Raw genomic sequence first — 24,579 nt, 5'->3', positions numbered from 1 at the left:
AGACGTCGATGAAGCTTCATTCCGCCTCATTGGCCGCTGCACTGGGCCTCGCCCTGGCACTGACCGTTCCGGTTGCGATGGCGCAGGACGCGCTGACCGAACGGCAGGTGCAGAACCAGCTCGAGCAGCAGGGCTACAAGAAGATCCACGATCTGAAATTCCGCGACGGCATGTGGCGCGCGCAGGCGAAGAGCGCGGACGGTCGGCGCGTCACCGTCAAGGTCGATCCGCGCACCGGCGAGGCCTATCCGGACGAACAGGTCTCGCGCCTGAGCGAAACGGATGTGCGCGCCTCGCTGTCCACCGCCGGTTACACCCACGTGCACGACGTCGACTTCAAGGACGGCCTCTGGCGCGCCAAGGCGGAGAATCCGGCCGGCGCCGACGTGAAGCTGCAGATCGATCCGCATACCGGCAAGATCATCGGCACCGACTAAGCCGGCACCGATCCGGATCGCAGCTGAAAAAGAAGCGCCGGTGGCTCACGCCCCGGCGCTTCGTTTGTCTTAGGTATCCATCCCCACCAAACCATCCGCACGGATCGGCGAACGGCAAGAAGAAATAGGCGGCGCTCACGGCCTTGTGGATTGCGTCGAGCTGTTGCTTTCCATAGCCCCCTGTCGACACGCCGCGGGAAGTCGAACGTGCTCCCCGGCGCGAATGGTAGGGAGCCTGCGCACAGTCATTCTGTGATGCAGTTCCATCCGGCAGGAACTGTCCCTAGGACTCTTTGAGATTATCTCGATCCAAATGGAAACCGAGGCATCGCCGCGCTCTCCGTATCGCACGCTCTATGATTGAGTCCGTTTTCCCCACAGGTAACGCCCGTGAAACGACTCGCCCTTTCGCTCCTCGCCTTGTCCATCTCCAGCGCCGTGCTGGCAGCCGAAGCGCCGAGCTTCGATCCGCACCGCCTCTCGGCCGACGTGAAGACGCTGTCCTCCGACGCGTTCGAAGGTCGCGGCCCCGCCACCGCCGGCGAGACCAAGACCATCGACTACCTGATCGCGCAGTACAAAGCTGCCGGCCTGCAGCCGGGCGGCGACCTGAAGAACGGCAAGCGCGCCTGGACCCAGGCCGTGCCGCTGCTGCGCGCGGAGATCGCGGGCACGCCGGCGCTGTCGGTGGCAGTGGACGGTAAAGCGCAGACGCTGACCCAGGGCGAGCAGATCGCCGTGCGTGCGGCGATGGACGGCTCCAAACAGGTGTCGATCAAGGACGCGCCGCTGGTCTTCGTCGGCTACGGCGTGAAGGCGCCGGAGCGCAACTGGGACGACTTCAAGGGCGTAGACCTGCACGGCAAGATCGCCGTGGTGCTGGTCAACGATCCCGACTTCGAGACCGGCAAGGGCGACTTCGGCGGCAAGGCCATGACCTACTACGGCCGCTGGACCTACAAGTACGAAGAAGCCGCCCGCCAGGGCGCGGCCGGCGTGCTGATCGTGCACGAGACCGAGCCGGCTTCCTACGGCTGGAACACGGTGAAGAACTCCAACACCAATGCGATGTTCGACATCGTGCGCGACAAGCCCGCCGAGACGCATCCGCAGGTGGAAGCGTGGATCCAGCGCGATTTCGCCGTGGATCTGTTCAAGCGCGCCGGCCTGGATTTCGACACGCTGAAGAAGCAGGCGCAGACGCGCGAGTTCAAGCCGGTGACGCTGAAGGGCGAAAGCTTCTCCGCCAGCTACAAGGTGGACAGCAAGGTGATCACCTCGCACAACGTGGTGGGTCGCATCGACGGCGCCAAGCGTCCGGACGAGACGGTGATCTACAGCGCGCACTGGGATCACCTCGGCGTCGGCGCACCCGATGCGAAGGGCGACAAGATCTACAACGGCGCGGTGGACAACGGCACCGGCACGGCGGCGCTGGTCGAGCTGGCGCGCGCCTTCAAGAGCGCGCCCAAGCCGGAACGCTCGATCGTGTTCCTCAACGTGACGGCCGAGGAAAAGGGCCTGCTCGGCTCCGAGTACTACGCCGCCAATCCGCTCTATCCGCTGGGCAAGACGGTGGGCGTGATCAATCTCGACGCCCTGGACCCGCATGGCCCCGCGCGTAACTTCACCATCTCCGGCAGCGCCAAACTCGACCTGCTGGACGATCTGGTCGCCACCGCCAAGCGCTGGAACCTGGTCTATTCGCCGGACCCGAAGCCGGAAGCGGGCCATTTCTTCCGCTCCGATCACTTCTCCTTCGCCAAGCGCGGCGTGCCGGCGATCTCGTTCGGCTCGGGCAACGACTGGGTCGACGGCGGCCTGGCCGCGGGCAAGCAGGCCGAGGACGACTACACCGACAAGCACTACCACCAGCCATCGGACGAGTGGGAGGCGGGCTGGTCGTTCACCGGCATGGCGCGTGACCTGCAGATTCTCTACACGCTGGGCAGCGAGCTGGCCAATTCGAAGCAGTGGCCGGACTGGAGCAAGGATTCGGAGTTCCGCGCGGCACGCGACAAGACCGCGTCCGACCGCAAGTAAGCCTCGCCACCGGCAACACTCGAACGGCCCGCACCTGCGGGCCGTTTGTTTTTCGTTGACGCCGGACTCACGAAAAGCCACGAAGCCGTCTTCGTCGAATCACGATCCGGTCACAGGCGGCGCGCACGCTATGCGGACACCGTCCCCACGGCAAGACCGCTTCATGCTGGCCCAATACGTATACCCCGCCAAGGCAGGGCTGTTCCGCATCGTCCGCCACGGACGCCGCTGGCGCAGCATGTTCGACATGCAGGAAACCGGACGCCACGACAGCGCCGAAGACGCGCTCGCTGCGCTGCGCGAACAATGGCCGCAGGCACGACTGCCGGTCTCGCTCGAAGAATGGCGTTACCTGCCGCAGCTGGCTGCGCTGACGCATGGACGCGACCCGGACGAGCCGGTGGTGCGCTGGCGGATGGCAGGCTGAAAGCCGGCAAAGCCGGCGTAGGTTGGGGTGAGCGCAGCGAACCCCAACGGACGTGCGCCGCAAACGCCACGTTGGGGTTCGCTGCGCTCACCCCAACCTACGCCGGTTACGTCGATCGTGTCATGCCGGCGCCAATCCTTCGGTCATCGCCCGCGCCAGCTCCCGCTCGCCCATCACCACCAGATCCGCGCCCTGCTTCTGCAGATGCTCGCGGCACTCCTCCGAATCCGCCCGCACGATGATGCGCAGCGCCGGATTCAACTGCCGCGCCGCGCGCACCACCTCGCCGCTCTCGAACGCCTGCGGCAAGGTCACCAGCAAGGCCTTCGCTTCCGGCAGATTGGCGGCGTCCAGCACTTCATCGCTCGACGCATTGCCCACCAGCGTCTCGATGCCCTGCTGCCGCAAGGCATCGACGTGATCCTTCTCTTCTTCCAGCACCAGCAGCGGCACGCCCGTGGCATGCACCGCCTCGCCCAGCAGCTGGCCGAGACGCCCGTAGCCGGCAACCACCACATGGCCACGCAGCGCCGTGGGCTGCAGCGGCTCCGCGGCGATGCCGCCCTGCGCTTCCTCGCTCGGCGCGGCACGCGCATCCAGCCGGGCCTTGGCGCGGTCCAGCAGCTTGAACAGCAGCGGATTGATCAGGATGGACAGGATCGCCGCGGCCAGCAGCACGTCCTGCGCCTCCTTGGAGACCAGGTTCTGAGCCACGCCCACGCCGATCAGGATGAAAGAGAACTCGCCGATCTGCGCCAGGCTGGTGGCGATGGTCAGCGCGGTGGTGAGCGGCTTGCGGAAAGCCAGCACGATGCCCAGCGCCGCCACCGACTTGCCGATCACGATGATGGCCAGCGCGGCCAGCACCACCAGCGGCTCGGCCAGCAGCACCTGGTAGTTGAACAGCATGCCGATGGAGACGAAGAACAGCACCGCGAAGGCATCGCGCAGCGGCAGGGTTTCCTCCGCGGCGTCGTGCGCCAGCTTCGATTCGCCCATCATCATGCCGGCGAAGAACGCGCCCAGCTCGAACGACACGCCGAACAGGCCGGCCGCACCGAACGCCACGCCCAGCGCGATCGCCAGCACGGCGAGCCGGAACAGCTCGCGCGAACCGGTCTGCGCGATCACCTGCAGCAGCCACGGAATCAGCCGCTTGCCGACGATCAGCATCACCGCCACGAAGGCCACCACCTTGCCGATGGTCATGCCGACCGTCACGGCGATCTCGCCGAACGACATCGACTGCCCGGCATTGAGCGACGCCCCGATCGCCGGCAGCAGCACCAGCGCCAGCACCATCGCCAGGTCCTCGACGATCAGCCAGCCCACCGCGATGCGGCCGCGCTCGGTCTCCATCAGGCGGCGCTCTTCCATAGCACGCAGCAGCACCACCGTGCTGGCCACCGACAGCGCCAGGCCGAACACGAAGCTCTGCACCAGCGGCCAGTCCAGCGCCCAGCCCAGCAGCATGCCGAGCACGGTGGCCACCGCCATCTGCCCCAGCGCGCCGGGGATGGCGATGGATTTCACCGAGAGCAGATCCTTCAGCGAGAAATGCAGGCCCACGCCGAACATCAGCAGCACCACGCCGATCTCGGCGAGCTGGTGGGCGAGATGGCCGTCGGCGACGAAGCCGGGCGTGAACGGCCCGCACACCACGCCGGCGAGCAGATAGCCGGCCAGCGCTGGCAGGCGCAGCCGGTGCGCGATCGCGGCGAAGAAGAAGGCGAGCACGATGCCGCCGACGATGGTGCCGATAAGAGGGGCGTCATGCATGGCGGCGGTCCTTCCGGTGATGAGCGGATACCCGGGCGCTGCGGGAGCGCGGGGCGCCGTGGGGACAAGCGGGCTCGTCGTGGCGCGTCTATTCGTTGTAAGGGCTGGGCGGGCGCGGCACAAGCGCGGAGGCCATTTTTCAGCGGCAAACGCAATTCCGTCGCCGCCCCACATGCTCGTCATCCCGGCGCAGGCCGGGATCCAGTAGCGACGTTGTTCGGTCATGCGACAAGCCTCAGAGCAGGCTCTTCGACGCCAAGGGTTCCATGCAACATATCGCCACTGGATCCCGGCCTGCGCCGGGATGACGGAGGCGCTCGCAATCCTTCCGAGCCCCATCACTCCTGCGCGTTGATCACCGCCAGGAAATCCTGCCCATAGCGCTTGAGCTTCGCCTCGCCCACGCCGCTGATCGAAGCCATCTCCTCCTCGTTCGCCGGCAGCTCGCGCAGCATCGACAGCAACGTGGCGTCGTGGAAGATCACATAAGCGGGCACGCCATGCTGCTTGGCCAGCTTCGCGCGCAGGGCGCGCAGCGCGTCCCACATCGGCTGCTCGTAGGCCTCGATGCCCAGGCTGCTGCCGGTGACCAGCTGGCTGTCGCGGCGGCGACGCGAGCGGCGCTCGGGGCGGGTGTCCTCGCGCAGCAGCACCTGGCGGTTGCCGGTCAGTACCTCGCGACTGCTGCGGGTGAGGCGCAGCGTGCCGTACTCGCCTTCCGCTTCCAGCAGGCCGGCCGCGAGCAGCTGGCGGAACACCGAGCGCCACTGCTTCTCGTCCATGTCAGCGCCGATGCCGAAGGTGCTCAGGTGATCGTGGCGCAGCTGGCTCATGCGCTCGCTGTCGACGCCGCGCAGGATGTCGATCACATGGCCCGAGCCGAAGCGCTGCCCGCTGCGGTACACCGCCGACAGCGCCTTCTGCGAGGGCACGGTGGCGTCCCAGGTCTTCGGCGGCTCCAGGCAGTTGTCGCAGTTGCCGCAGGGGCCATGGTAGGTCTCGCCAAACGCGCCGAGCAGGCGTTCGCGCCGGCATTCGGTGGCCTCGGCGAAGGCCAGCAGGGATTCCAGCTTCTGCCGCTCGACGCGCTTGCGCTCGTCCGCCGATTCGGACTGGGCGATCATCTGGCTCATGGTGACCACGTCCGACAGGCCGTAGATCATCCAGGCCTCCGCCGGCAGGCTGTCGCGGCCGGCGCGGCCGGTCTCCTGGTAATAGCCTTCCATGCTGCGCGGCAGGTCCAGGTGCGCGACGAAGCGCACGTCCGGCTTGTCGATGCCCATGCCGAAGGCGACGGTGGCGACCATCACCACGCCGTCCTCGCGCAGGAAGCGCTGCTGGTTGGCCGCGCGCGTGGCCGCATCCAGGCCGGCGTGATAGGGCAGCGCGGCGATGCCGCTCTCGACCAGCCAGGCGGCGGTCTCGTCGACCTTGCGGCGACTCAGGCAGTACACGATGCCGGCCTCGCCGCGATGGCCTTCCAGGAAATCGGTCAGCTGCCGCTTCGCGTTGTGGCGCAGGCCGGCGCGGTAGCGGATGTTGGGCCGGTCGAAGCTCGACAGGAACTGGCGCGCGTCCTGCAGCGCCAGGCGCTCGACGATCTCCTCGCGCGTGCGCGGGTCGGCGGTGGCGGTGAGCGCGATGCGCGGCACCTGCGGGAAACGCTGGTGCAGCACCGCCAGCTCGCGGTATTCGGGGCGGAAATCGTGACCCCACTGCGACACGCAGTGCGCCTCGTCGATGGCGAACAGCGCCACCTCGGTGCGTTCCAGCAGGCCGAGGAAGCGCCCCGTGAGCAGGCGCTCCGGCGCCACGTAAAGCAGGTTCAACTCGCCCGCCAGCAGCTGCCGCTCGACCTCGCGCTGGTCCTCGGCGGACAGGCTGGAATTGAGATAGGCCGCGGCCACGCCGGCTTCGCGCAACGCGTCGACCTGGTCCTGCATCAGCGCGATCAGCGGCGACACCACGATGCCCGTGCCCTGCCGCAGCAGCGCCGGAATCTGGTAGCACAGCGACTTGCCGCCGCCGGTGGGCATCAGCACCAGGGCGTCGCCGCCCTCGGCCACCTGTTCGACGATGGCTTGCTGCTGGCCGCGGAAGCTGGTGTAGCCGAAGACGCTGTGGAGGATGTCGAGGGGGGAGGAAGGCATCCGACGAATGCTAGCAAATGCGGCCGTGGCAGCTCTCAGCCTGAGGCGTTTCGTCGTGTAAGCCTGCTCCGATATCGCCGTAGGCCTAGCTGGCGTAGGTTGGGGTGAGCACAGCGAACGCCAACGAACCTCGCACCACGAACGCCACGTTGGGGTTCGCTGCGCTCACCCCAACCTACCCGCCCGGCATGCCCCACAGCGCGCGGTCGATATCCGCATCCAGCCCGAAGCGCGACAGCGGCACCTTGCCGTTCTTCACTTCGACGCCTTCCGCACGCAGACGCTTCGACTGCTCGCGAAACCCGCGGCTGCCCGGCGGAAACGCGATCTGCCCGCTGGAGCGCAGCACGCGGAACCACGGCAGCTCCATCCCCTCCGGCACTTCGCCCAGCGCGCGGCCGACCAGGCGCGCGCGCCCCGGCAGGCCGGCGCGGGCGGCGATGGCGCCGTAGCTGGCGACGCGGCCCGGGGGAATGGCGGCAATGGCGGCGAAAATGCGGGCGTGGGCTTCGTTCATGGCGTAACCGAGGTGAGACGGCATGGCGGCCTATAGCAAGAAGTCTTAGCGCGCGCCGTCACAAAGTCGTGGCAGAGTAGCGGAACCCGTTCTTCCGCCGGGAGCCGCAGCATGCATCACTTCGAAGCCGTGCGTTCGCACATCGGCGCCAAGCATGAGCTGCGCCACAACGGGCCCTACCTGATCAGCTTCGACCTGCCGCTGCCGCGCGGTCGCCACCAGGGCATCTACCTGACTGAGCTGGAGGACGAGGCCGGACGGCGCTTCCTGCGCATCTCCACCCCGATCGGCCCGCTGGCCGGCGCCGATGCGCGCCGCTGCCTGCGCTTCAACTGGGAGCAGCGCGTCGGTTTCCTGGCGGTGGCCGACCTGGACGGCTCGCCTTTCCTGCACCTGTGCGAGAACCGGCCCTACGAGCTGCTTTCCATCGAAGAGCTGCAGCGCGTGATCCACGAGCTGGGTGCGCTGGGCGACGAACTGGAACAGGTCGTCGCCGACGGCGGCGACGACTTCTGATGCCTTAAAGCAGCGCCTGCGCCAGCCGCACCCCGCCGTAGGCCAGCAGGGCCGTGACCGGCAGGGTGAGGATCCAGGCCCACACCATCCGCTCCACCACCGACCAGCGGATCGCGTTCCAGCGCTTGGCCGCGCCGACGCCCATGATCGAGGCCGAGACGTTGTGCGTGGTCGACACCGGGACGCCCAGCACCGAGGCGGTGAGGATCACCGCGGCCGAGCTGCCCTCGGCGGCGAAGCCGTTGATCGGGTGCAGCTTGACCATCTTGTGGCCCAGCGTCTTGATGATGCGCCAGCCGCCGCCGGCGGTGCCGCCGGCCATGGTCAGCGCGCACACCACCGCCACCCAGGCCGGCACGTCGAAGCCGCCGGTGGCCGAGCCGTGGATGCGCAGGAAGCCCAGCCACGACGGCAGCCCGTCGAACTGGCCGGCCGCGGTGGCGCCGGCCAGGGCCAGGGCGATGATGCCCATGCTCTTCTGCGCGTCGTTCATGCCGTGGGCCAGGCCCATCGCGCTGGCCGAGACGATCTGCGCCTTGCCGAAGAAGCTGTTGACGAAGGGGGTGCGGCCGAAGCGGCGCAGGAAGCCCTGCCGGCCGGAGAACCAGCCCAGCAGCGCGTACAACGCGCCCATCAGCAGGAAACCGATCACGAAGCCCAGCAGCGGCGACACCACCATCGGCACCACCACCTTGGGGATCACGCCCTTGCCCTGCCACCAGTGCGCGCCGCCCTGCGACCAGATGATCGAGGCGAAGTTGTCGCCCGACGCCGCGATCGCGGCGCCGACCAGCGCGCCGACCAGGGCATGGCTGGAACTGGACGGCAGGCCCAGCCACCAGGTGATCAGGTTCCACACCGTGGCCGCGCCCAGCGCACAGATCAACAGCTGGGAACCGGCCGCCACCACGCTGGTATCGATCAGGCCCGCAGCGATCGTCTTGGCCACCGCGGTGCCCCACAGCGCGCCGATCAGATTGGTGATGGCGGCCAGGATCACCGCCTGGCCGGGGGTCAGCACCTTGGTCGCCACCACCGTGGCGATGGAGTTGGCGGTGTCGTGGAAGCCGTTGATGTAGGTGAAGACGAGTGCGATCAGCACTACCGCGAGAACCATGCTCATCGCGGGCGCCTCAGGAGTTCTTGAGCACGATGGAGTACACGATGTTGCCGACGTCGCGGCACTTGTCGATCGCCTTCTCGATCAGCTCGAACAGGTCCTTGGCCAGCATGGCGCGCATCGCGTCGTTGCCTTCCACGTACAGCGTGCGGTACGGCGACAGCAGCATGCGGTCGCCTTCGGATTCCAGCGTCTGCAGCCGGTCCTGCAGCTTCTTCACCGGGTCGATGCGCAGGCCGCGGCGCAGCTCGCCGATCATCTCCGAGACCACCGCGCTGGCCTGCTCCAGCACCTGCGCACGCTGGGCGAAATCCACGTCGGCGACGCGCGGGCCGACGATCTCGTAGCGCTCGGCGAACTTCTCCACGGTCTTGGGAATCTTGTACAGCGCCGAGTTCAGCGCCTCGATGTCCTCGCGGTCCAGCGCGGTGACGAAGGTGTTGACCAGCTCCTCGCTGATCTGCGCGGCCAGCGCCTTCTCGCGCGCCCGCGCGGAGGCGAAGGCGGCCATCACCGGCGCGCGGTCGGTATGGGTCACCAGTTCGTGCAGGGCGCGGCAGCTCTCCCGTGCCGCCTCGGCGCTTTGTTCGAGCAGGCCATAGAACTTGTCGCCTTTGCCGAAGATCGTCTGCAGTGAAAACATGCGGGGAGTGCCTGGAAGTCGATGGGAAGAAAGGAAATTTGACGGATATGTTACAGGACGCCCCCGCACGGCCGCAGCCTGCCCCCTTTTCCGTCCCGCCGCCGGCAGGCCTTACACTCCCCGGCATGCCCCGACCCGCCACCGTTTCCCCCCGATGCTGACCGAGATCGCGACCGTCTTCGTGCTCGCGCTGGCCAACGGCTTCTTCGCCCTCTCGGAAATGGCGCTGGTCGCCTCCCGCAAGAGCCGCCTCAAGCAGATGGCCAAGAGCAGCCGGCGCGCCCGCGTCGCGCTGCGCCACGCCGAGGCCCCCGAGCATTTCCTGTCCACCGTGCAGGTGGGCATGACCCTGGTGATCCTGGTCACCGGCGCCATCGCCGGCGACGCCCTGGGCGACCACATCGCCGAAGCCCTGCACGGCGGCCAGGCCGCCTGGCTGGAGCCCTACGCCAAGGTGATCGGCCTGGTGCTCGGCTTCGCCCTGATCTCCTTCATCCAGATCGTGATCGGCGAGCTGGTGCCCAAGCGCCTGGCGCTGTCGGCGCCGGAGAAGGTCTCCGGCTTCGTGGCCATGCCGATGCTGGTGCTGTCGCGCATCGCCGCGCCGTTCGTGTGGCTGTTGAACTTCTCCAGCACCCAGCTGCTGCGCCTGCTGCGCGTGGCCCAGCGCAGCCGCGATGCGGTGACCGAAGAGGAAATCCGCCTGCTGGTGGCCGAAAGCGCCGAGCAGGGCGTGCTGGACGCGGACGAGCACAACATGGTCAACCGCGTGCTGCGCCTGGGCGACCGCACGGTGGACAGCGTGATGACCCCGCGCACGCGCATCGCCTGGCTGGACATGTCCGCCGCGCCGGAAGAAAACGACGAAGTGCTGCGCGACACGCCCTACTCGCGCTATCCCGTCTACCGCGGCGACGAAAGCGACGTGGCCGGCGTGGTCGAGGTCAAGCACCTGCTGCGCAATTTCCGCCACGGCTCGCCGGACCTGTTCGGCCGCATGGCCAAGCCGCTGTTCGTGCCGGCCACGGCGCGCGCGCTGGACCTGCTGGAGGAGTTCCGCGACGCCGAGACCCAGCTGGCCCTGGTGGTGGACGAGTACGGCGACATCGAAGGCCTGGTCACGCTCAACGACCTGCTCTCGGCCGTGGTCGGCGCCAGCCAGCGCTCGAGCCAGGGCGGCGAGGAAACCGCGCCGATCGTGCCGCGCGAGGACGGCAGCTGGCTGGTCGACGGCTCGATCTCCACCGACGACCTGCGCGAACTGCTGCACGTGGACCACCTGCCCGGCGAGCAGGAGCATGAATACCGCACCGCCGCCGGCATGGTGATGGCCGTGCTCGGCCATATTCCGCAGACCGGCGAGGTATTCGCCTGGCAGGGCATCCGCTTCGAAGTGGTGGACCTGGACGGCGCGCGCATCGACAAGCTGCTGATCACGCCGGCGCGGCGCGACGAGCCGGCCGACGACGAGCAGTAACCGCGCTGCTTACTGCTTGTCCTTGTCCTGCGCGATGCGCGCCATGCGCTGCGCATCGGCGAAGATGCCGTGCAGGATGCGCAGCTCGCGCTCGTCCATCTGCGCGCGCTGGAACAGCTTGCGCAGCCTGAGCATGATGGTGGTCGGCGCGCGGCCCTTGTGGAAATCGATGTCGTCGAGCGTTTCGGACAAGTGCTCGTAGAAGCGTTCCATGCGCGCCGCGTCGGCCGGCGGCTCGGCATCGTCGCGCACCGGCGCCGCCGGCACCGTGCCGCCGAGCAGGGCCACGCGCAGCTCGTAGGCCATCACCTGCACCGCCTGCGAGAGATTCAACGAGCTGAAATCGTCCACGCTGGGAATGCGCACCATCGCGTGGCAGCGCGCCAGCTCCTCGTTCTCCAGGCCGGTGCGCTCGTTGCCGAACACCAGCGCCACCTGCTCGCCGCGGCCGGCGGCTGCCAGCACGCGTGCGGCAGCCTCGCGCGGGGACAGCTCCTCCAGATCCACGCCGCGCCGCCGCGCCGACAGGCCCAGGGCCAGGCTGCAGCCGGCCAGGCCGTCGACCAGCCCGTCGTGCACGCCGGCCTGCGCCAGCACGTCGTCGGCGCCGGCGGCCAGGGCCAAGGCGTCGGCATGCGGGAAGCGGTGCGGGGCGACCAGGGCCATCCGGCCGAAGCCCATGGTGCGCATGGCCCGCGCCGAGCTGCCGATGTTCCCGGGGTGCGAGGTACGCACCAGGACGAAGCGGACGAGGGAGGCCAGATCGGTCATGAGCGGCGGCGCGGCAGGCAGCGAAGGGGGCGCAAGGATAGCGGGAACCGGCGTTCCAGGCCGCCTGGCGCCCGCCTTCCCTGGCCGCCGTCTCGCCGCCCTGCTAGACTTCGCGGCCGCTCCCCGTTCTTTCGAAAAGCCGAAGCCATGCCCAGACCCGCCGTCAACGTCGCGGTGCGCGCCGCTCGCGCCGCTGGAAACGTGATCCTGCGCTACATGAACCGCATCGACGGCCTCAATATCGTCGAAAAGCAACGCATGGACTTCGCCTCGGAAGTCGACCGCCTGGCCGAAGCCGAGATCGTCAAGGAACTGCGCCGCGCCTACCCGAGCCACGCCATCCTCGCCGAGGAAAGCGGCGCCATGGGCAAGGGCCCGCTGACCTGGGTGATCGATCCGCTCGACGGCACGCACAACTACCTGCGCGGCATCCCGCACTTCTCCGTGTCGATCGCCCTGCTCGAGAAGGGCGAGCCGGTCTACGGCGTGGTGTTCGATCCGCTGCGCGGCGAGCTGTTCACCGCCAGCAAGGGCGACGGCGCCTATCTCAACGACCGCCGCATCCGCGTCAGCAAGCGCGAGGACCTGGGCGGCGCGATGATCGCCACCGGCTATCCGTACCGCCAGCGCCAGCACCTGGAAGCCCAGCTCAACATGACGCGCGTGCTGCTCGGCCAGGCCGAGGACATCCGCCGCTCCGGCTCGGCCGCGCTGGATCTCTCCTATGTGGCCGCCGGCCGCTACGACGGTTATTTCGAGATCGGCCTCAAGCCCTGGGACATGGCCGCCGGCGTGCTGCTGGTACGCGAGGCGGGCGGCCGCTACGGCGACTTCGCCGGCCGCGACGGCATCCCGGCCAGCGGCAACATCATCGCGGGCAACCTGCACGTGGTGCAGGCGATGACCCAGATCATCGGCGCACAGTCGACGCCGGGGCTGCTCAAGGCCTGACACCGCGGCGTAGGTTGGGGTGAGCCAAAGGCGAACCCCAACATCGTCACGTCCAAACTCACCGCAGTGTTGGGGTTCGCCTTTGGCTCACCCCAACCTACGCCGGTCGGCTCCGGTCAGCCTTGGTCCTTGAGGAAGCCGCGCAGGAACGGCACCGTGATGCGCCGCTGTGCGGCCAGCGAGGCCTGGTCCAGCTTGTCCAGCAGATCCAGCAGCGCGCCCAGGTCGCGCGCATAGCGGGCGAACAGCCAGTCCAGCACGGTGTCGTCCAGCTCGATGCCGCGGCCGGCGGCCTGGCCTTTCAGCACGGCGCGCCGCTCGGCATCGTCCAAGGGCTTGAGCACCGCCTGCTGGCAGGCGCCCAGGCGCGAACGCAGGTCCGGCAGGCCCAGCCCGAGCTGGGACGGAATCGCCTCGGCGGCGAACAGCATCGCCAGCCCTTCGGCGCGGGACTGGTTATAGACGTCGAACAGCGCGTGCTCGGCCTCGCGGTCGCCGGCGATGGCGCCCAGGTCGTCCAATGCCAGCAGCTCGCTGCCAGCGACGCCGCGGATCGCCGCCGCGCGCTGGCCGATCGCGCCCAACGGCAGGTACTGCACGGTGCGGCCGGCTGCGCTGGCGACCTGGCAGGCGGCCATCAGCAGGTGGCTCTTGCCGCTGCCGGCGGGACCGCTCAGATTGAGCCACGGCGTGCCGTGCGTCATGGCCAGTTCGCGTACCGCGGCGACCGTCGCTGCATTGGAGCCGTCGTGGAAATGCTCGAAGCGCTGGCGCCGCGGCCAGCGCAGCGCCAGGGGTAATTGAGGCACGTTCAACTGCCCAATCATGCCTGCGGGTCGTCCCGATCCTTCCGGGTGTGTTGTTTCACGTCCACCTCGATGCCGTCCTCGCCCTGCTCCACCGCCACTTCCATCTCCGCGATCACCGGGTCCTGCCGCCCTTCTTCCGTATACAGTCCGCTATGCCGGTATCGCTGGCTGAGATAGCGCAGCACCACCAGGATCACCGAGGCCGCCGGCAGCGCCAGCAGGATGCCCAGGAAGCCGAACAGGTAACCGCCGGCGAGCACCGCGAAGATCACCGCCACCGGATGCAGGCCGATCTTCTCGCCGACCAGGCGCGGCACCAGCACATAGCCTTCCAGCAGCTGGCCGATCACGAATACCACGACCACCAGGGTCAGATGGGTCCAGTCGCCGTACTGCACCAGCACCGCGATCACCGCCGAGCCGAAGCCGACGATGAAACCCAGGTATGGCACGAAGCTCAGCAGGCCGGCGACCATGCCGATCAGCGGCCCCACCGATAGCCCCAGGATCGACAGGCCCGCGCCGTAGAAGATGCCCAGCGCCAGCATCACCAGCAGCTGGCCGCGCACGAACGCGCCCAGCACCAGGTCGGACTCGCGCGCCAGGTGCGCGACGGTCGGCTCGATCGAGCGCGGCAGCATGTCGTCGATCCACGCCACCAGGCGGTCCCAGTCGCGCAGCAGGTAGAACGCCACCACCGGGATCAGCACCAGGTTGGTCATCCAGGCGATCACGCCCAGGCCCGAGCGGGTGACCTTGCCCAGCACCGTCGAGACGACGCCGCCGAGCGAGCCCAGGTGGTCCTTGATCTCGGCGACCAGGCGGTCGCTGTCGAAGGCGTTCGGATCCAGGCGCAGCTTGGCCTGCAGCCACGGCAAGGCGGTGGTGCGCACCCAGTCCACGTAGTGCGGCAGGCTCTGCACCAGGTTATCGACCTGGCGCGAGATCAGCGGGATCAGCAGCAGCAGCGCGCCGACCGTGACCAGCAGCAGCACGAAGAACACCACGCTCACCGCCACCGTGCGGCCCATCCCCAGGCGCTCCAGCCGGTCCGCCAAGGGGTCGCCCAGGTAGGCGAACATGCCGGCCACGGCGAACGGCATCAGCACCGGCGCCAGCAGCCAGAGCAGGTAGAGGATCACTGCGGTGATCGCCAGCATCTGCCAGCGGCGGGAAATGTCCTGGGTCATTCGTCGCGACTCGTCGTGGGAGGTGGCGAGGGCGGCTTGCCGGGCGGCATGGCCTCGAACGCAAGTGTGACTGATGCGCGCCGTGCTGTCAGCGCAGCGCCGCCCGGGCCCGGCGCGACCAGCGCCACACATAGTCCGCGCCGCTGGCCAGGCACAGCGCGGCGACCAGCCATGCGAGCGGGAGCATGGGCGGCACCGGCCAGCCCAGGTCGGCCGCCAGCACTCCCAGCAGGTAAAGAATCTGCAGCAGGGTGCAGGCCTTGGAGACCAGGCTGGGCTGAGGCCGCAGCGGGCCGATCAGCCAGCGCCAGGCCAGCGCGCCGAGCGCGATCACCGCATCGCGCCCGCACACCAGCGCGGCCAGCCACCACGGCGCGAGCCCGATCACGGCCAGCAGCACGAAGCAGGTCACCAGCAGCAGCTTGTCGGCGGCCGCGTCGAGGATGCCGCCGAGCCGGCTCTGCCAGCCGCAGCGCCGGGCCAGGAAACCGTCCAGGCCGTCGGTAAACCCGGCCAGTGCGATCAGGCCGAGCGCCAGCCGCGGCTCGCGCGCCAGGATGGCCCAGCCGATCGGCGGGACCAGCAGGATGCGCAGCAGCGTGATGGCGTTGGGAAGATGACGCCAGGGCGAAAGCTGCGGCTGGCCAGGCATCGCCGCGCTCCCCTGCCGCCTTCGGCTCAGTGCACCCAGCGCAGGCTGGCGTCGGCGCCGGCATGGGCATCGGCTTCGAGCAGGCGGCCGCCGGCAGTGAGGTTGCCGGCCATCACATTCAGCGGCAGGCCGGTCTTGACGGCGAACAGGATGCCGTCGTTCTGCGCGCTCAGCGTGACCACGTCGCGCACCATCGGATCGGCGCGCAGCGTGGCCAGCAGGTTGGCGTAGTCCAGCGCGGAGGCGACGCCGCTCACCCACAGCTTGCCGGCGATGTTGCCGGAGCCGATCACGTTGAGCTGCTTGCCCAGGCGGTCGGACAACGCGTTGCCGGCGTCGATCAGGGTCTGCTGGGTCGGCGCGCCGGTGCTGTTCCACTTTTGCTGCGGACCGCCGGAGACCAGGTTCCAGTCGGCGCCATCGGTGCGCAGCTGGCCGAGCAGGACCAGGCCGGTCTTGTACTGGCGGGCCAGCGCGAAGATCTGGTCGGGCTCGGCGGCAGCCACCGACGGACCATCCGTGGCCTTGGCCGGATCGGCCAGCACCACGCTGTAGCCGCGCTGCGCCACGGCCTGGGCCAGCGGCGCCAGCGCGTCCTTGTCCATCACGTTGCCGGCGGTGTCGCGCACCAGCAGCAGCACCGGCGGCTTGCCCGAGCTGCCGGCCACGCCCATCTGGGACACCGCGCGCTGCACCGCGCCCGGGTCGAAGCTGACCTGCAGCGCCAGCCCGCCCGCGGCGCGCTGGTACTGGTACTGCTGCACGATGCCGGGGGCCGACTTCAGCGCATCGTCGTAGCCGGGCTTGCCGCGCAGGTCCTGGCCGCCGGCGGTGCGCGCCAGCACCTGGCTGAGCGCGACGCTGAAGGCGTCGTCGCGCCTGGCCTCGCTGGTGTCGGTCACCGGCACGGTCACCGTATAGGGCGAGACCTGGCCCTGGGCGTGCACGGCGGGAATCAGGAGGGCCAGCAGGAGGCCGACGAACAGCAGGCGGGACAGGCGCATAAGCTCGGAAGGCCGGCGGGGAAAACGCTCCGCAGTCTGCCCAATCCGGCCCCCAGCGTCTATCATTGGGCGTTTCTCCACGCCGGTTCCTGCCATGTCCGACGCACTCACCTACCGCGCCGCCGGCGTCGATATCGACGCGGGCAATGCCGTGGTCGAACGCATCAAGCCCCTGGTCAAGCGCACCTTCCGTCCCGAAGTGATGGGCGGCCTGGGCGGCTTCGGCGGCCTGTTCGACCTGGCCGGGCGTTACAAGGAACCCGTGCTGGTCTCCGGCACCGACGGCGTCGGCACCAAGCTCAAGCTCGCCCAGCAGCTGGGCCGCCACGACAGCATCGGCATCGACCTGGTCGGCATGTGCGTCAACGACGTGCTGGTGCAGGGCGCCGAACCGCTGTTCTTCCTGGATTACTTCGCCACCGGCAAGCTCGACGTGGACACCACCGTCGCCGTGGTCGGCGGTATCGCCAAGGGCTGCGAACTGGCCGGCTGCGCGCTGATCGGCGGCGAGACCGCCGAGATGCCGGACATGTACCCGCCGGGCGAGTACGACCTGGCCGGCTTCACCGTCGGCGCGGTGGAGAAATCCGCGCTGATGAGCGGCGAGGCGATCGTGGCCGGCGACGTGATCCTGGGCGTCGCTTCGTCCGGCCCGCACTCCAACGGTTATTCGCTGATCCGCAAGATCCTCGAGCGCGCCGGCAGCCCGCTGGATCTCGACCTGGGCGGCACGACGCTGGCCGATGCGCTGATGGCGCCGACCACCATCTACGTGAAGCCGATGCTGGAACTGCTGCAGAACGCCCCCGTGCACGGCATGGCCCACATCACCGGCGGCGGCCTGAAGGAAAACATCATCCGCGTGGTGCCGGACGGGCTGGGCCTGGCGCTGGACGCCTCGGCCATCGTGCTGCCGCCGGTGTTCGACTGGCTGATGCGCGAAGGCAAGGTGGCGCGCGAGGAAATGTGGCGCACCTTCAACTGCGGCGTCGGCTTCACCGTGATCCTGCCGCGCGACGCCGTCGCCGCGGCCTCGGCGCTGCTGGCCAAGCACCACCTCGCCAGCTCGGTGATCGGCGAGGTGGTGGCCGCGCAGGGCGACGAGCGCGTGCACATCGGCTGAGCCGGTCCGCTTCCTTCTCCATCTTCATCGCCGCGCGATCCCAAGGCGATCGCGCGGCCCGAACGCCCGGGCCCGCGCATGTCCTCTCCTCTTCGCATCGCCGTCCTCGCTTCCGGACGCGGCAGCAACCTGCAGGCCCTGATCGCCGCGCGCGACGCGGGCACGCTGCCGGTGGAGTTCGTGCTGGTGGGCAGCGACAAGGCCAGCGCCGGCGCGCTGGAGCTTGCGCAGGCGGCGGGCATTCCGCGGCTGGCGCTGAATCCAAAAGCCTATCCGTCGCGCCGCGATTTCGACCTGGACCTGTTCGCGCGCATCGAAGCTACCGGCGCGGAACTGCTGGTGCTGGCCGGCTACATGCGCATCCTCGACGGCGAGGCGCTGCATCCCTGGGTCGGGCGGATGATCAATATCCATCCCTCGCTGCTGCCGAAGTACCGCGGCCTGCATACGCATCGCCGCGCGCTGGAGGCCGGCGACCTGGAGCATGGCGCCAGCGTGCACTACGTCACCGCCGAGCTGGATGGCGGGCCGGTGATTGCGCAGGCGCGGATCGGCATCGAGGCGGGCGATCATGAAGATCTGCTGGCGCAGCGGCTGCTTGCTTACGAGCACCGACTGCTGCCGGCGGTGGTGCGATTGATTGCCGCGAGCCGATTGGCTTATGCGGCGCCCGATGGCGTGGCGCTCGATGGCGAGCGACTGTCCGCGCCGTTGGAACTTCGCGGCGACGAACTCCGCCGCTAAGGCGGATCTCAACAAGGCATTCAGCCAGCGCGCGTAGACTGCCCCGCCATGGCTATCCTCCCCTCCCCCCGCAAGTTCTTCGCCGGCCTCGCGCTGGCGGTTTCCGCCGCCACTGCGTTCGCGGCCACCACACCGACGCCGTTCACCGCGACCTACCAGGTCCTGCAAGGCGACCAGGTGATCGGCGAAGCCGTGATCAGCCTCAAGTCCACCGCGCTCGGCTGGGAATACAGCAACCAGACCCGCGGCACCGGCGGTCTGGCCGCGGCGCTGGGCGCCAGCTCCAGCGAAACCACGCGCTTCCGCTGGAACAACAACGCGCCGGAGACGGTGGCCTACGACTACCGCATGAACGCGGCGATCAAGAGCAAGCAGCGCACCACCCGCGTCGACTGGAACGCCAACCAGGTCAGCGTCGACGACGGCAAGGGCGCCGAAACCTACGCCGCCACGCCGGGCCTGGTCGACCGCAACACCGCGCCTTATGCGATCGGCCTGGCCCTGCACGACGGCAAGCAGACGGTGAGCCTGCCGGTGGCGGTCAAGCGCAATGTGGAAAACCAGCAGTTCAAGGTGGCCGGCAACGACGACGTGAAAGTGCCGGCCGGCAGCTTCAAGGCGCAGCGCGTGGAGCGCACCGACAAGGACCAGAGCTTCAGCGCCTGGTATGTGCCGCAGAAATACCCGGTGCCGGTGAAGCTGACGCAGAGCGACGGCGGCGGCCTCACCCTGCAGCTGGTGAGCTACAAGACCGGCCGGTAAAAAAAAGGGAGCGCGCGGACAGCGCACTCCCTTCTGTAAAAAAAGCCGGCGTCGACGCCGGCTTTTTTCGTTCGCTCAGGACGGCAGGCGGCGAATCCTTGCGCCCAGCACGCCGAGCTTTTCCTCGATGTTCTCGTAGCCGCGATCGATGTGATACACGCGGTCCACCGTGGTGTCGCCGTCCGCGACCAGGCCGGCCAGCACCAGGCAGGCCGAAGCGCGCAGGTCGGTGGCCATGATCGGCGCGCCGCTCATCTTGTCCACGCCCTTGATGATCGCGGTGTTGCCTTCCAGGCGGATGTCCGCGCCCAGGCGCTGCAGCTCGTGCGCATGCATGAAGCGGTTCTCGAACACCGTCTCGGTGATCACGCCCACGCCCTCGGCCACGCAGTTGAGCGCGGTGAACTGCGCCTGCATGTCGGTGGGGAACGCCGGGTACGGCGCGGTGGTGATGTTGACCGCCTTCGGACGGCGGCCCTGCATGTCCAGCTCGATCCAGTCCGGGCCGGTATTGATGTGCGCGCCGGCGTCTTCCAGCTTGGCCAGCACCGCGTCGAGCGTGTTGGCGCGCGCGTTGCGGGCACGCACCTTGCCGCCGGTCATGGCCGCGCCGACCAGGAAGGTGCCGGTCTCGATGCGGTCCGGCAGCACTTCGTACTGCGCGCCGTGCAGGCGCTCGACGCCGTGGATGGTGAGGGTGGAAGTGCCGGCGCCTTCGATCTGCGCGCCCATGGCGATCAGGCAGTTGGCCAGGTCGACCACTTCCGGTTCCTGCGCGGCGTTCTCGATGATGCTGGTGCCGTTGGCCAGCGCCGCCGCCATCATGATGTTCTCGGTGCCGGTGACGGTGACCATGTCCATGGCGATGCGCGCGCCCTTCAGGCGGCTGGCCTTGGCCTTGATGTAGCCGTTCTCCACGCTGACGTCGGCGCCCAGCGCCTGCAGGCCGCGGATGTGCTGGTCCACCGGACGCGAGCCGATCGCGCAGCCGCCGGGCAGCGAGACCTCGGCCTGGCCGAAGCGCGCCACCAGCGGACCCAGCACCAGGATCGAGGCGCGCATGGTGCGCACCAGGTCGTACGGCGCCACGTGGCGGTCGGTGGAGCGCGGGTCGACGTGCATCTTCATGCGGTCGTCCAGCACCAGCTGCACGCCCATCCGGCCGAGCAGCTCGATGAAGGTGGTGACGTCGTGCAGGTGCGGCACGTTGCTGATGGTCACCGGCTCGTCGGCGAGCAGGCAGGAAGCGAGGATCGGCAGCACCGCGTTCTTGGCGCCGGAAATGCCGACCTCGCCGTTGAGCGGCACGCCGCCGCTGATCAGGATCTTGGCCATTCTTGTCCTTGGGGGTGTTCTTGAAACCGGGCGACGGCCGTCAGCGGCGCGCCGCGGCTTCCTCGGGGGTCAGGGTCTTCAGCGCCAGCGCGTGGATCGCGCCGCCCATCAGTTCGCCGAGCGTGCCGTAGACCAGCCGGTGGCGGGCCAGCGGGAGCTTGCCGGCGAACTGCGCCGCCACCACTTCCGCCTCGAAATGCACGCCATCGTCACCGGAGACTTGCGCCTGCGCACCGGGCAGGCCTTGTTCGATCATTGCCTGTATGGTGGCAGCGTCCATGGGGTTCCAGTCGGGGGTCACTCGTCGTAGACGGCGCCGAATGTTCCCGGGAATCCTCCATCAGGACCACATCGGCGTCGACCGTGACGATAAAATGCGAATATGCCATGGTAATGGAAATCCGCTGTCACAGAAACGATGCGCCGTCCGCCGGCCCGGTTTCGTCGCAGCCAAACCTTTGAATTGAACGGGAAGCCTCCAGGTCATCCCGCCCGCCGAACCGGCCAGCCCCGCCGCACGGCCCGCCAACCCGAGAACGCATGAACGTCCACGTCGCCCCGCCCGCCAAGCCCGCCCTGCTCGACGCCGATGCCCTGGTGCGCAGCGCCCGCACGGTGATCGCCACCGAGGCGGCGTCGATCCGCGCGCTGGAACCGCGCATCGGCCCCTCCTTCGTGGAGGCCTGCCGCATGATCCTGGGCTGCGCCGGGCGCGTGGTGGTCACCGGCATGGGCAAGTCCGGCCACGTGGGGCGCAAGATCGCCGCTACCCTCGCCTCCACCGGCACGCCGGCGTTCTTCGTGCACCCGGGCGAGGCCAGCCATGGCGACCTGGGCATGATCCTGCCGCAGGACATCGTGCTGGCCCTGTCCAATTCCGGCGAGACCGACGAGGTGCTGTTCATCCTGCCGGTGCTCAAGCGCCAGGGCATTCCGCTGATCGCCATAACCGGCAACGAGCGCTCCTCCCTGGCCGACCAGGCCGACGTGCACCTGGATGCAAGCATTTCGGCCGAAGCCTGCCCGCTGGGCCTGGCCCCGACCGCCAGCACCACCGCCGCGCTGGTGATGGGCGACGCGCTGGCGATCGCCCTGCTCGAAGCGCGCGGCTTCACCTCCGAGGATTTCGCCCGCTCGCACCCGGCCGGCAGCCTGGGGCGCCGCCTGCTGTTGCACATCGGCGACGTGATGCACACCGGCGAGGGCATCCCGGTGGTGGCACCGGATGCCTCGCTCACCGCGGCACTGATGGAAATGACCCGCAAGCACCTGGGCATGACCGCCGTGGTCGACGCCGAGCGCCGCCTGCTCGGCGTGTTCACCGACGGCGACCTGCGCCGCGCCCTGGACGACGAGGACGTGGACCTGCGCGGCGCCACCGTAGCCGAGCTGATGACCCGCGGTCCCAAGACCATCGGCGCCGACAAGCTGGCGATCGAGGCCGCGCAGATGATGGAGAAACACCAGATCCACGCCCTGCTGGTGGTGGACGAGCGGCAGCGGGTGGTCGGCGCGCTGAACATTCACGATCTGCTCCGTGCGCGCGTGGTGTGATGGCGGGCTGGCGCGGGCGACCGCGCCGCCGGACAACGTTTCGCCGGCTCATGCGTTCTGCCGGCCGGGCCATCGGCCCGGCCTTTCCTCAAGTCCCTGACCAGACCTCCCCGTGGCCCATTACCTCGACCATCTGCCCGCCGAACTGCTCGCCCGCGCCGCCAGGATCCGGCTCGCGGTCTTCGACGTGGATGGCACCCTGACCGACGGCCGCCTGTGGTACGGCGAGGACGGCCGCGAGACCAAGGTGTTCCATGTCCACGACGGGCTGGGCCTGAAGCTGCTGCAGTCGCACGGCGTGGAGGTGGCGCTGATCACCGCGCGCATCAGCCACCCGGTCGCGCTGCGCGCCGAGGAGCTGAAGATCGCCCACGTCTACCAGGGCCAGAGCGACAAGCTGGCCTGCTTCCGCGAACTGCTGGCCGCACTTGGCCTGGACGCCGAACAGGCCGCCTTCATCGGCGACGACCTGCCCGACCTGCCGCCGATGCGCCAGGCCGGCCTGGCCGTGGCGGTGGCCAACGCCCATCCGTGGGTCGCCGAGCAGGCACACTGGCGCACCGGCAAGACCGGCGGCCTGGGCGCCGCGCGCGAAGTGTGCGACCTGATCCTGCTGGCCCAGGGCAAGGCCGAGTCCGAACGGGGGCGCTGGCAGTGAGTCTGCGCGAGTACCTGCGCGACCGTCGGCTGACGGTCGCGATCGTCCTGGTCGGCGCCGCCGCCGTGTTCAGCCAGCTGCTGCTGTGGTGGCTGGCGCCGGCGCCCAAGGCCAACGACTTCATCGGCCCGCCCCGCTCGGGCTACACGCTGGCCGACTTCAAGGGCTACGTGTACGGCGAGGACGGCCGCCCCAGCTTCCGCGTCACCGGCCCGCGGCTGGACCGCCGCGAAGGCGACGATTCCCTCTACATCGACTCGCCCAGGTTCCAGCTGCCCGCCAAGGATCCCGGCGTGCCGGACTGGCAGGGCGAATCCCGCTACGGCTGGGTGGACAAGAGCGGCAGCCTGCTGAAGCTGCAGGGGCCGGTCTACATGCATCGTCCCGCCTACGGCGACACGCCGCAGGCCGAGCTGCACACCTCCGAGGTCACCGCCTGGCCGAAGGAGAACCGCATGGAAACGGCCGAGCCGGCACAGTTGACCCAAGGCGCAAGTAGAATGAGCGGCGTCGGCATGCGTGCCAACCTCACTGACAATCACCTGGAGCTGCTCGATGACAGCCACGGCTCGTTCCCGCCGCGCAAACGGAAGTCCTGACCTCATGGGCAGCCGCCTCCTGCTCGCGCTGGCCGCCCTCGCCCTGCTGCCGGCCGTCGCCTTCGCCAAGAAGGACGATCGCAGCAAGCCGATGGATTTCACCGCGAAGTCCACCAACGCCTACAACGCGCCCAACAGCATCACCACGCTCAGCGGCAACGTGAAGCTGACCCAGGGCACGCTGCTGATCACCGGCGCCGAGGCCAAGGTGTACCTGGACAAGGACACCCAGATCTCGCGCGTGGTGGTCACCGGCAGCCCGGCCCACATCCAGCAGCTGGACGAGAACAACAACCTGATGCAGGGCGACGCCGCCCAGCTGGATTACGACAACATCAACGGCATCGCCGTGCTCACCGGCAACGCCAAGGTGACCCAGCAGGGTCGCGGTGAATTCCACGGCGACAAGATCACCTACAACACCGATACCAGCCTGATCACCGGCGAGTCCGGCGGCGACGGCCTGGTGCACGGCACCTTCCTGCCCAAGCCGAAGCCTGCCGCCCCCGCCGAGGCTGCCAAGCCGGCCGAGGGCCAGAAGCCGGCTGAAGGCCAGAAGGTCGAGGGTAAATAATCGATGCTGTCCGCCGAAGGCCTGCAGAAACGCTTCCGCACGCGCCAGGTGGTGCGTGACTTCGCCTTTTCCATCCGCGAGGGCGAGGTGGTGGGCCTGCTCGGTCCCAACGGCGCCGGCAAGACCACCTGCTTCTACATGGTGGTGGGCCTGATCGAGGCCGACGCCGGCACGATCAAGCTCGACAAGTACGACATCACCGGCCTGCCCATGCATGCGCGCGCCAAGCTGGGCATCGGCTATCTGCCGCAGGAACCTTCGGTGTTCCGCCGCCTCACCGTGGCCGACAACATCATGGCCGTGCTGGAACTGCGCGAGAACCTCAGCGCCAAGCAGCGCGCCGGCGAGCTGGAGAGCCTGCTCGACGAGCTGAAGATCGCCCACATCGCCGACCAGCGCGGCATCAGCCTCTCCGGCGGCGAGCGCCGCCGCGTGGAGATCGCCCGCGCGCTGGCCGCCGAGCCGCGCTACATGCTGCTGGACGAGCCCTTCGCCGGCGTCGATCCGATTTCCGTCGGCGAGATCCAGCGCATCGTGCGGCATCTGAAGGAGCGCGGCATCGGTGTGCTCATCACCGATCACAACGTACGTGAGACGCTCGGCATCTGCGATCGCGCCTACATCCTCAACGACGGCGAGGTGCTCTCGCGCGGTACGCCGGCGCACATCCTGGCCGACGAGAAGGTGCGCGAAGTGTACCTGGGCCGCGAATTCCGTCTGTAAGGCATGCCCGACGGCGCGCCA

At 68.8% G+C, this 24,579-nt stretch carries 26 protein-coding genes; 14 read left to right on the top strand and 12 right to left on the bottom strand.

The genetic code is table 11. The features are described 5' to 3' along the window. Positions 1-8: 8 nt before the first annotated feature. The 3 genes from BM172_RS16065 to BM172_RS16055 all read left to right on the top strand — a co-directional run bounded on the left by BM172_RS16065 (position 9) and on the right by BM172_RS16055 (position 2,907). The gene (locus tag BM172_RS16065) at positions 9-437 is read left to right on the top strand and encodes a PepSY domain-containing protein (RefSeq protein ID WP_026636790.1); all 429 of its coding nucleotides are present in this window, start codon (positions 9-11) and stop codon (positions 435-437) included. Positions 438-827: 390 nt separating this feature from the next. After that, positions 828-2,480 carry a M28 family metallopeptidase gene (locus tag BM172_RS16060; RefSeq protein ID WP_026636791.1) on the top strand — a complete coding sequence of 551 codons (1,653 nt, stop codon included), beginning with the start codon at positions 828-830 and terminating at the stop codon, positions 2,478-2,480. Between the two features lie 163 nt (positions 2,481-2,643). Next, positions 2,644-2,907: a hypothetical protein gene (locus BM172_RS16055; RefSeq protein ID WP_026636792.1), complete on the top strand. Its 264-nt coding sequence runs from the start codon at positions 2,644-2,646 to the stop codon at positions 2,905-2,907. Positions 2,908-3,027: 120 nt separating this feature from the next. Here BM172_RS16055 and ybaL read toward each other — a convergent pair whose 3' ends face one another. The 3 genes from ybaL to BM172_RS16040 form a co-directional block, all read right to left on the bottom strand. After that, complete coding sequence (gene ybaL / locus BM172_RS16050) at positions 3,028-4,686, bottom strand: YbaL family putative K(+) efflux transporter (protein ID WP_026636793.1); 1,659 nt, start codon at positions 4,684-4,686, stop codon at positions 3,028-3,030. Positions 4,687-5,024: 338 nt separating this feature from the next. Continuing rightward, complete coding sequence (gene recQ, locus BM172_RS16045) at positions 5,025-6,836, bottom strand: DNA helicase RecQ (RefSeq protein ID WP_026636794.1); 1,812 nt, start codon at positions 6,834-6,836, stop codon at positions 5,025-5,027. A gap of 175 nt (positions 6,837-7,011) precedes the next feature. Further along, positions 7,012-7,353 (bottom strand): MGMT family protein, encoded by a 342-nt coding sequence (locus BM172_RS16040; RefSeq protein WP_026636795.1) that lies wholly within the window; start codon positions 7,351-7,353, stop codon positions 7,012-7,014. 111 nt (positions 7,354-7,464) lie between these two features. Here BM172_RS16040 and BM172_RS16035 point away from each other — a divergent pair, with 111 nt between their 5' ends. After that, positions 7,465-7,869 (top strand): hypothetical protein, encoded by a 405-nt coding sequence (locus tag BM172_RS16035; protein ID WP_026636796.1) that lies wholly within the window; start codon positions 7,465-7,467, stop codon positions 7,867-7,869. 4 nt (positions 7,870-7,873) lie between these two features. Here the strand turns inward: BM172_RS16035 and BM172_RS16030 are convergent, their stop codons facing one another. Together BM172_RS16030 and BM172_RS16025 are read right to left on the bottom strand one after the other, a co-directional pair. Continuing rightward, positions 7,874-8,992: an inorganic phosphate transporter gene (locus BM172_RS16030; RefSeq protein WP_026636797.1), complete on the bottom strand. Its 1,119-nt coding sequence runs from the start codon at positions 8,990-8,992 to the stop codon at positions 7,874-7,876. Between the two features lie 10 nt (positions 8,993-9,002). Next, the gene (locus BM172_RS16025) at positions 9,003-9,632 is read right to left on the bottom strand and encodes a DUF47 domain-containing protein (protein WP_026636798.1); all 630 of its coding nucleotides are present in this window, start codon (positions 9,630-9,632) and stop codon (positions 9,003-9,005) included. A 154-nt stretch (positions 9,633-9,786) separates the two neighbouring features. Here BM172_RS16025 and BM172_RS16020 point away from each other — a divergent pair, with 154 nt between their 5' ends. Then, positions 9,787-11,109, top strand: coding sequence for a hemolysin family protein (locus tag BM172_RS16020; RefSeq protein WP_026636799.1), 1,323 nt, complete (start codon positions 9,787-9,789; stop codon positions 11,107-11,109). A 9-nt stretch (positions 11,110-11,118) separates the two neighbouring features. Here the strand turns inward: BM172_RS16020 and BM172_RS16015 are convergent, their stop codons facing one another. Further along, the gene (locus BM172_RS16015; protein WP_026636800.1) at positions 11,119-11,880 is read right to left on the bottom strand and encodes an RNA methyltransferase; all 762 of its coding nucleotides are present in this window, start codon (positions 11,878-11,880) and stop codon (positions 11,119-11,121) included. A 147-nt stretch (positions 11,881-12,027) separates the two neighbouring features. On the opposite strand from BM172_RS16015, the gene BM172_RS16010 reads away from it, so the two are divergent. Beyond that, positions 12,028-12,831 carry an inositol monophosphatase family protein gene (locus tag BM172_RS16010; protein ID WP_026636801.1) on the top strand — a complete coding sequence of 268 codons (804 nt, stop codon included), beginning with the start codon at positions 12,028-12,030 and terminating at the stop codon, positions 12,829-12,831. 116 nt (positions 12,832-12,947) lie between these two features. Here the strand turns inward: BM172_RS16010 and hda are convergent, their stop codons facing one another. The 4 genes from hda to BM172_RS15990 all read right to left on the bottom strand — a co-directional run bounded on the left by hda (position 12,948) and on the right by BM172_RS15990 (position 16,486). Continuing rightward, positions 12,948-13,658: a DnaA regulatory inactivator Hda gene (gene hda / locus BM172_RS16005; RefSeq protein ID WP_035324202.1), complete on the bottom strand. Its 711-nt coding sequence runs from the start codon at positions 13,656-13,658 to the stop codon at positions 12,948-12,950. Then, positions 13,655-14,830, bottom strand: a complete 1,176-nt coding sequence (locus BM172_RS16000; protein ID WP_026636803.1) for an AI-2E family transporter — start codon at positions 14,828-14,830, stop codon at positions 13,655-13,657. Before BM172_RS16000 ends, hda begins: the two co-directional genes overlap by 4 nt. 88 nt (positions 14,831-14,918) lie before the next feature. Further along, positions 14,919-15,482, bottom strand: a complete 564-nt coding sequence (locus BM172_RS15995) for a CDP-alcohol phosphatidyltransferase family protein (protein ID WP_026636804.1) — start codon at positions 15,480-15,482, stop codon at positions 14,919-14,921. A gap of 26 nt (positions 15,483-15,508) precedes the next feature. Then, a complete protein-coding gene (locus BM172_RS15990; RefSeq protein ID WP_026636805.1) occupies positions 15,509-16,486 on the bottom strand; it encodes a DUF2066 domain-containing protein in 978 nt (325 codons plus the stop codon). 94 nt (positions 16,487-16,580) lie between these two features. On the opposite strand from BM172_RS15990, the gene purM reads away from it, so the two are divergent. From purM to BM172_RS15975, 3 genes are all read left to right on the top strand, one after another. Further along, entirely contained in the window at positions 16,581-17,609 is a 1,029-nt protein-coding gene (gene purM / locus BM172_RS15985) for a phosphoribosylformylglycinamidine cyclo-ligase (protein WP_026636806.1), read from the top strand. Between the two features lie 78 nt (positions 17,610-17,687). Further along, positions 17,688-18,353 (top strand): phosphoribosylglycinamide formyltransferase, encoded by a 666-nt coding sequence (gene purN, locus BM172_RS15980; RefSeq protein WP_026636807.1) that lies wholly within the window; start codon positions 17,688-17,690, stop codon positions 18,351-18,353. Positions 18,354-18,401: 48 nt separating this feature from the next. Next, on the top strand, positions 18,402-19,115 hold the full coding sequence (locus BM172_RS15975) for a DUF3108 domain-containing protein (RefSeq protein WP_026636808.1): 714 nt from the start codon (positions 18,402-18,404) through the stop codon (positions 19,113-19,115). Between the two features lie 75 nt (positions 19,116-19,190). Here the strand turns inward: BM172_RS15975 and murA are convergent, their stop codons facing one another. After that, positions 19,191-20,450, bottom strand: coding sequence for a UDP-N-acetylglucosamine 1-carboxyvinyltransferase (gene murA, locus BM172_RS15970; RefSeq protein WP_026636809.1), 1,260 nt, complete (start codon positions 20,448-20,450; stop codon positions 19,191-19,193). Positions 20,451-20,490: 40 nt separating this feature from the next. Next, the gene (locus BM172_RS15965; RefSeq protein WP_026636810.1) at positions 20,491-20,730 is read right to left on the bottom strand and encodes a BolA family protein; all 240 of its coding nucleotides are present in this window, start codon (positions 20,728-20,730) and stop codon (positions 20,491-20,493) included. Positions 20,731-20,990: 260 nt separating this feature from the next. On the opposite strand from BM172_RS15965, the gene BM172_RS15960 reads away from it, so the two are divergent. From BM172_RS15960 to lptB, 5 genes are all read left to right on the top strand, one after another. Next, a complete protein-coding gene (locus tag BM172_RS15960) occupies positions 20,991-22,004 on the top strand; it encodes a KpsF/GutQ family sugar-phosphate isomerase (RefSeq protein WP_026636811.1) in 1,014 nt (337 codons plus the stop codon). A gap of 112 nt (positions 22,005-22,116) precedes the next feature. Continuing rightward, on the top strand, positions 22,117-22,662 hold the full coding sequence (locus tag BM172_RS15955) for a KdsC family phosphatase (protein ID WP_026636812.1): 546 nt from the start codon (positions 22,117-22,119) through the stop codon (positions 22,660-22,662). Next, positions 22,659-23,261 carry an LPS export ABC transporter periplasmic protein LptC gene (lptC, locus tag BM172_RS15950; RefSeq protein ID WP_026636813.1) on the top strand — a complete coding sequence of 201 codons (603 nt, stop codon included), beginning with the start codon at positions 22,659-22,661 and terminating at the stop codon, positions 23,259-23,261. Before BM172_RS15955 ends, lptC begins: the two co-directional genes overlap by 4 nt. 4 nt (positions 23,262-23,265) lie before the next feature. Next, a complete protein-coding gene (gene lptA / locus BM172_RS15945) occupies positions 23,266-23,835 on the top strand; it encodes a lipopolysaccharide transport periplasmic protein LptA (protein ID WP_231504259.1) in 570 nt (189 codons plus the stop codon). Between the two features lie 3 nt (positions 23,836-23,838). After that, complete coding sequence (lptB, locus tag BM172_RS15940) at positions 23,839-24,558, top strand: LPS export ABC transporter ATP-binding protein (protein WP_026636815.1); 720 nt, start codon at positions 23,839-23,841, stop codon at positions 24,556-24,558. The last annotated feature ends 21 nt before the right edge of the window (positions 24,559-24,579 follow it).

This window comes from Dyella marensis, from assembly GCF_900112865.1.
GTDB classification, from domain to species: Bacteria; Pseudomonadota; Gammaproteobacteria; order Xanthomonadales; family Rhodanobacteraceae; genus Dyella_D; species Dyella_D marensis_A.
Note: the sequence above shows the minus strand (reverse complement) of the source record. Positions and strands in the feature narration are given on the sequence as shown.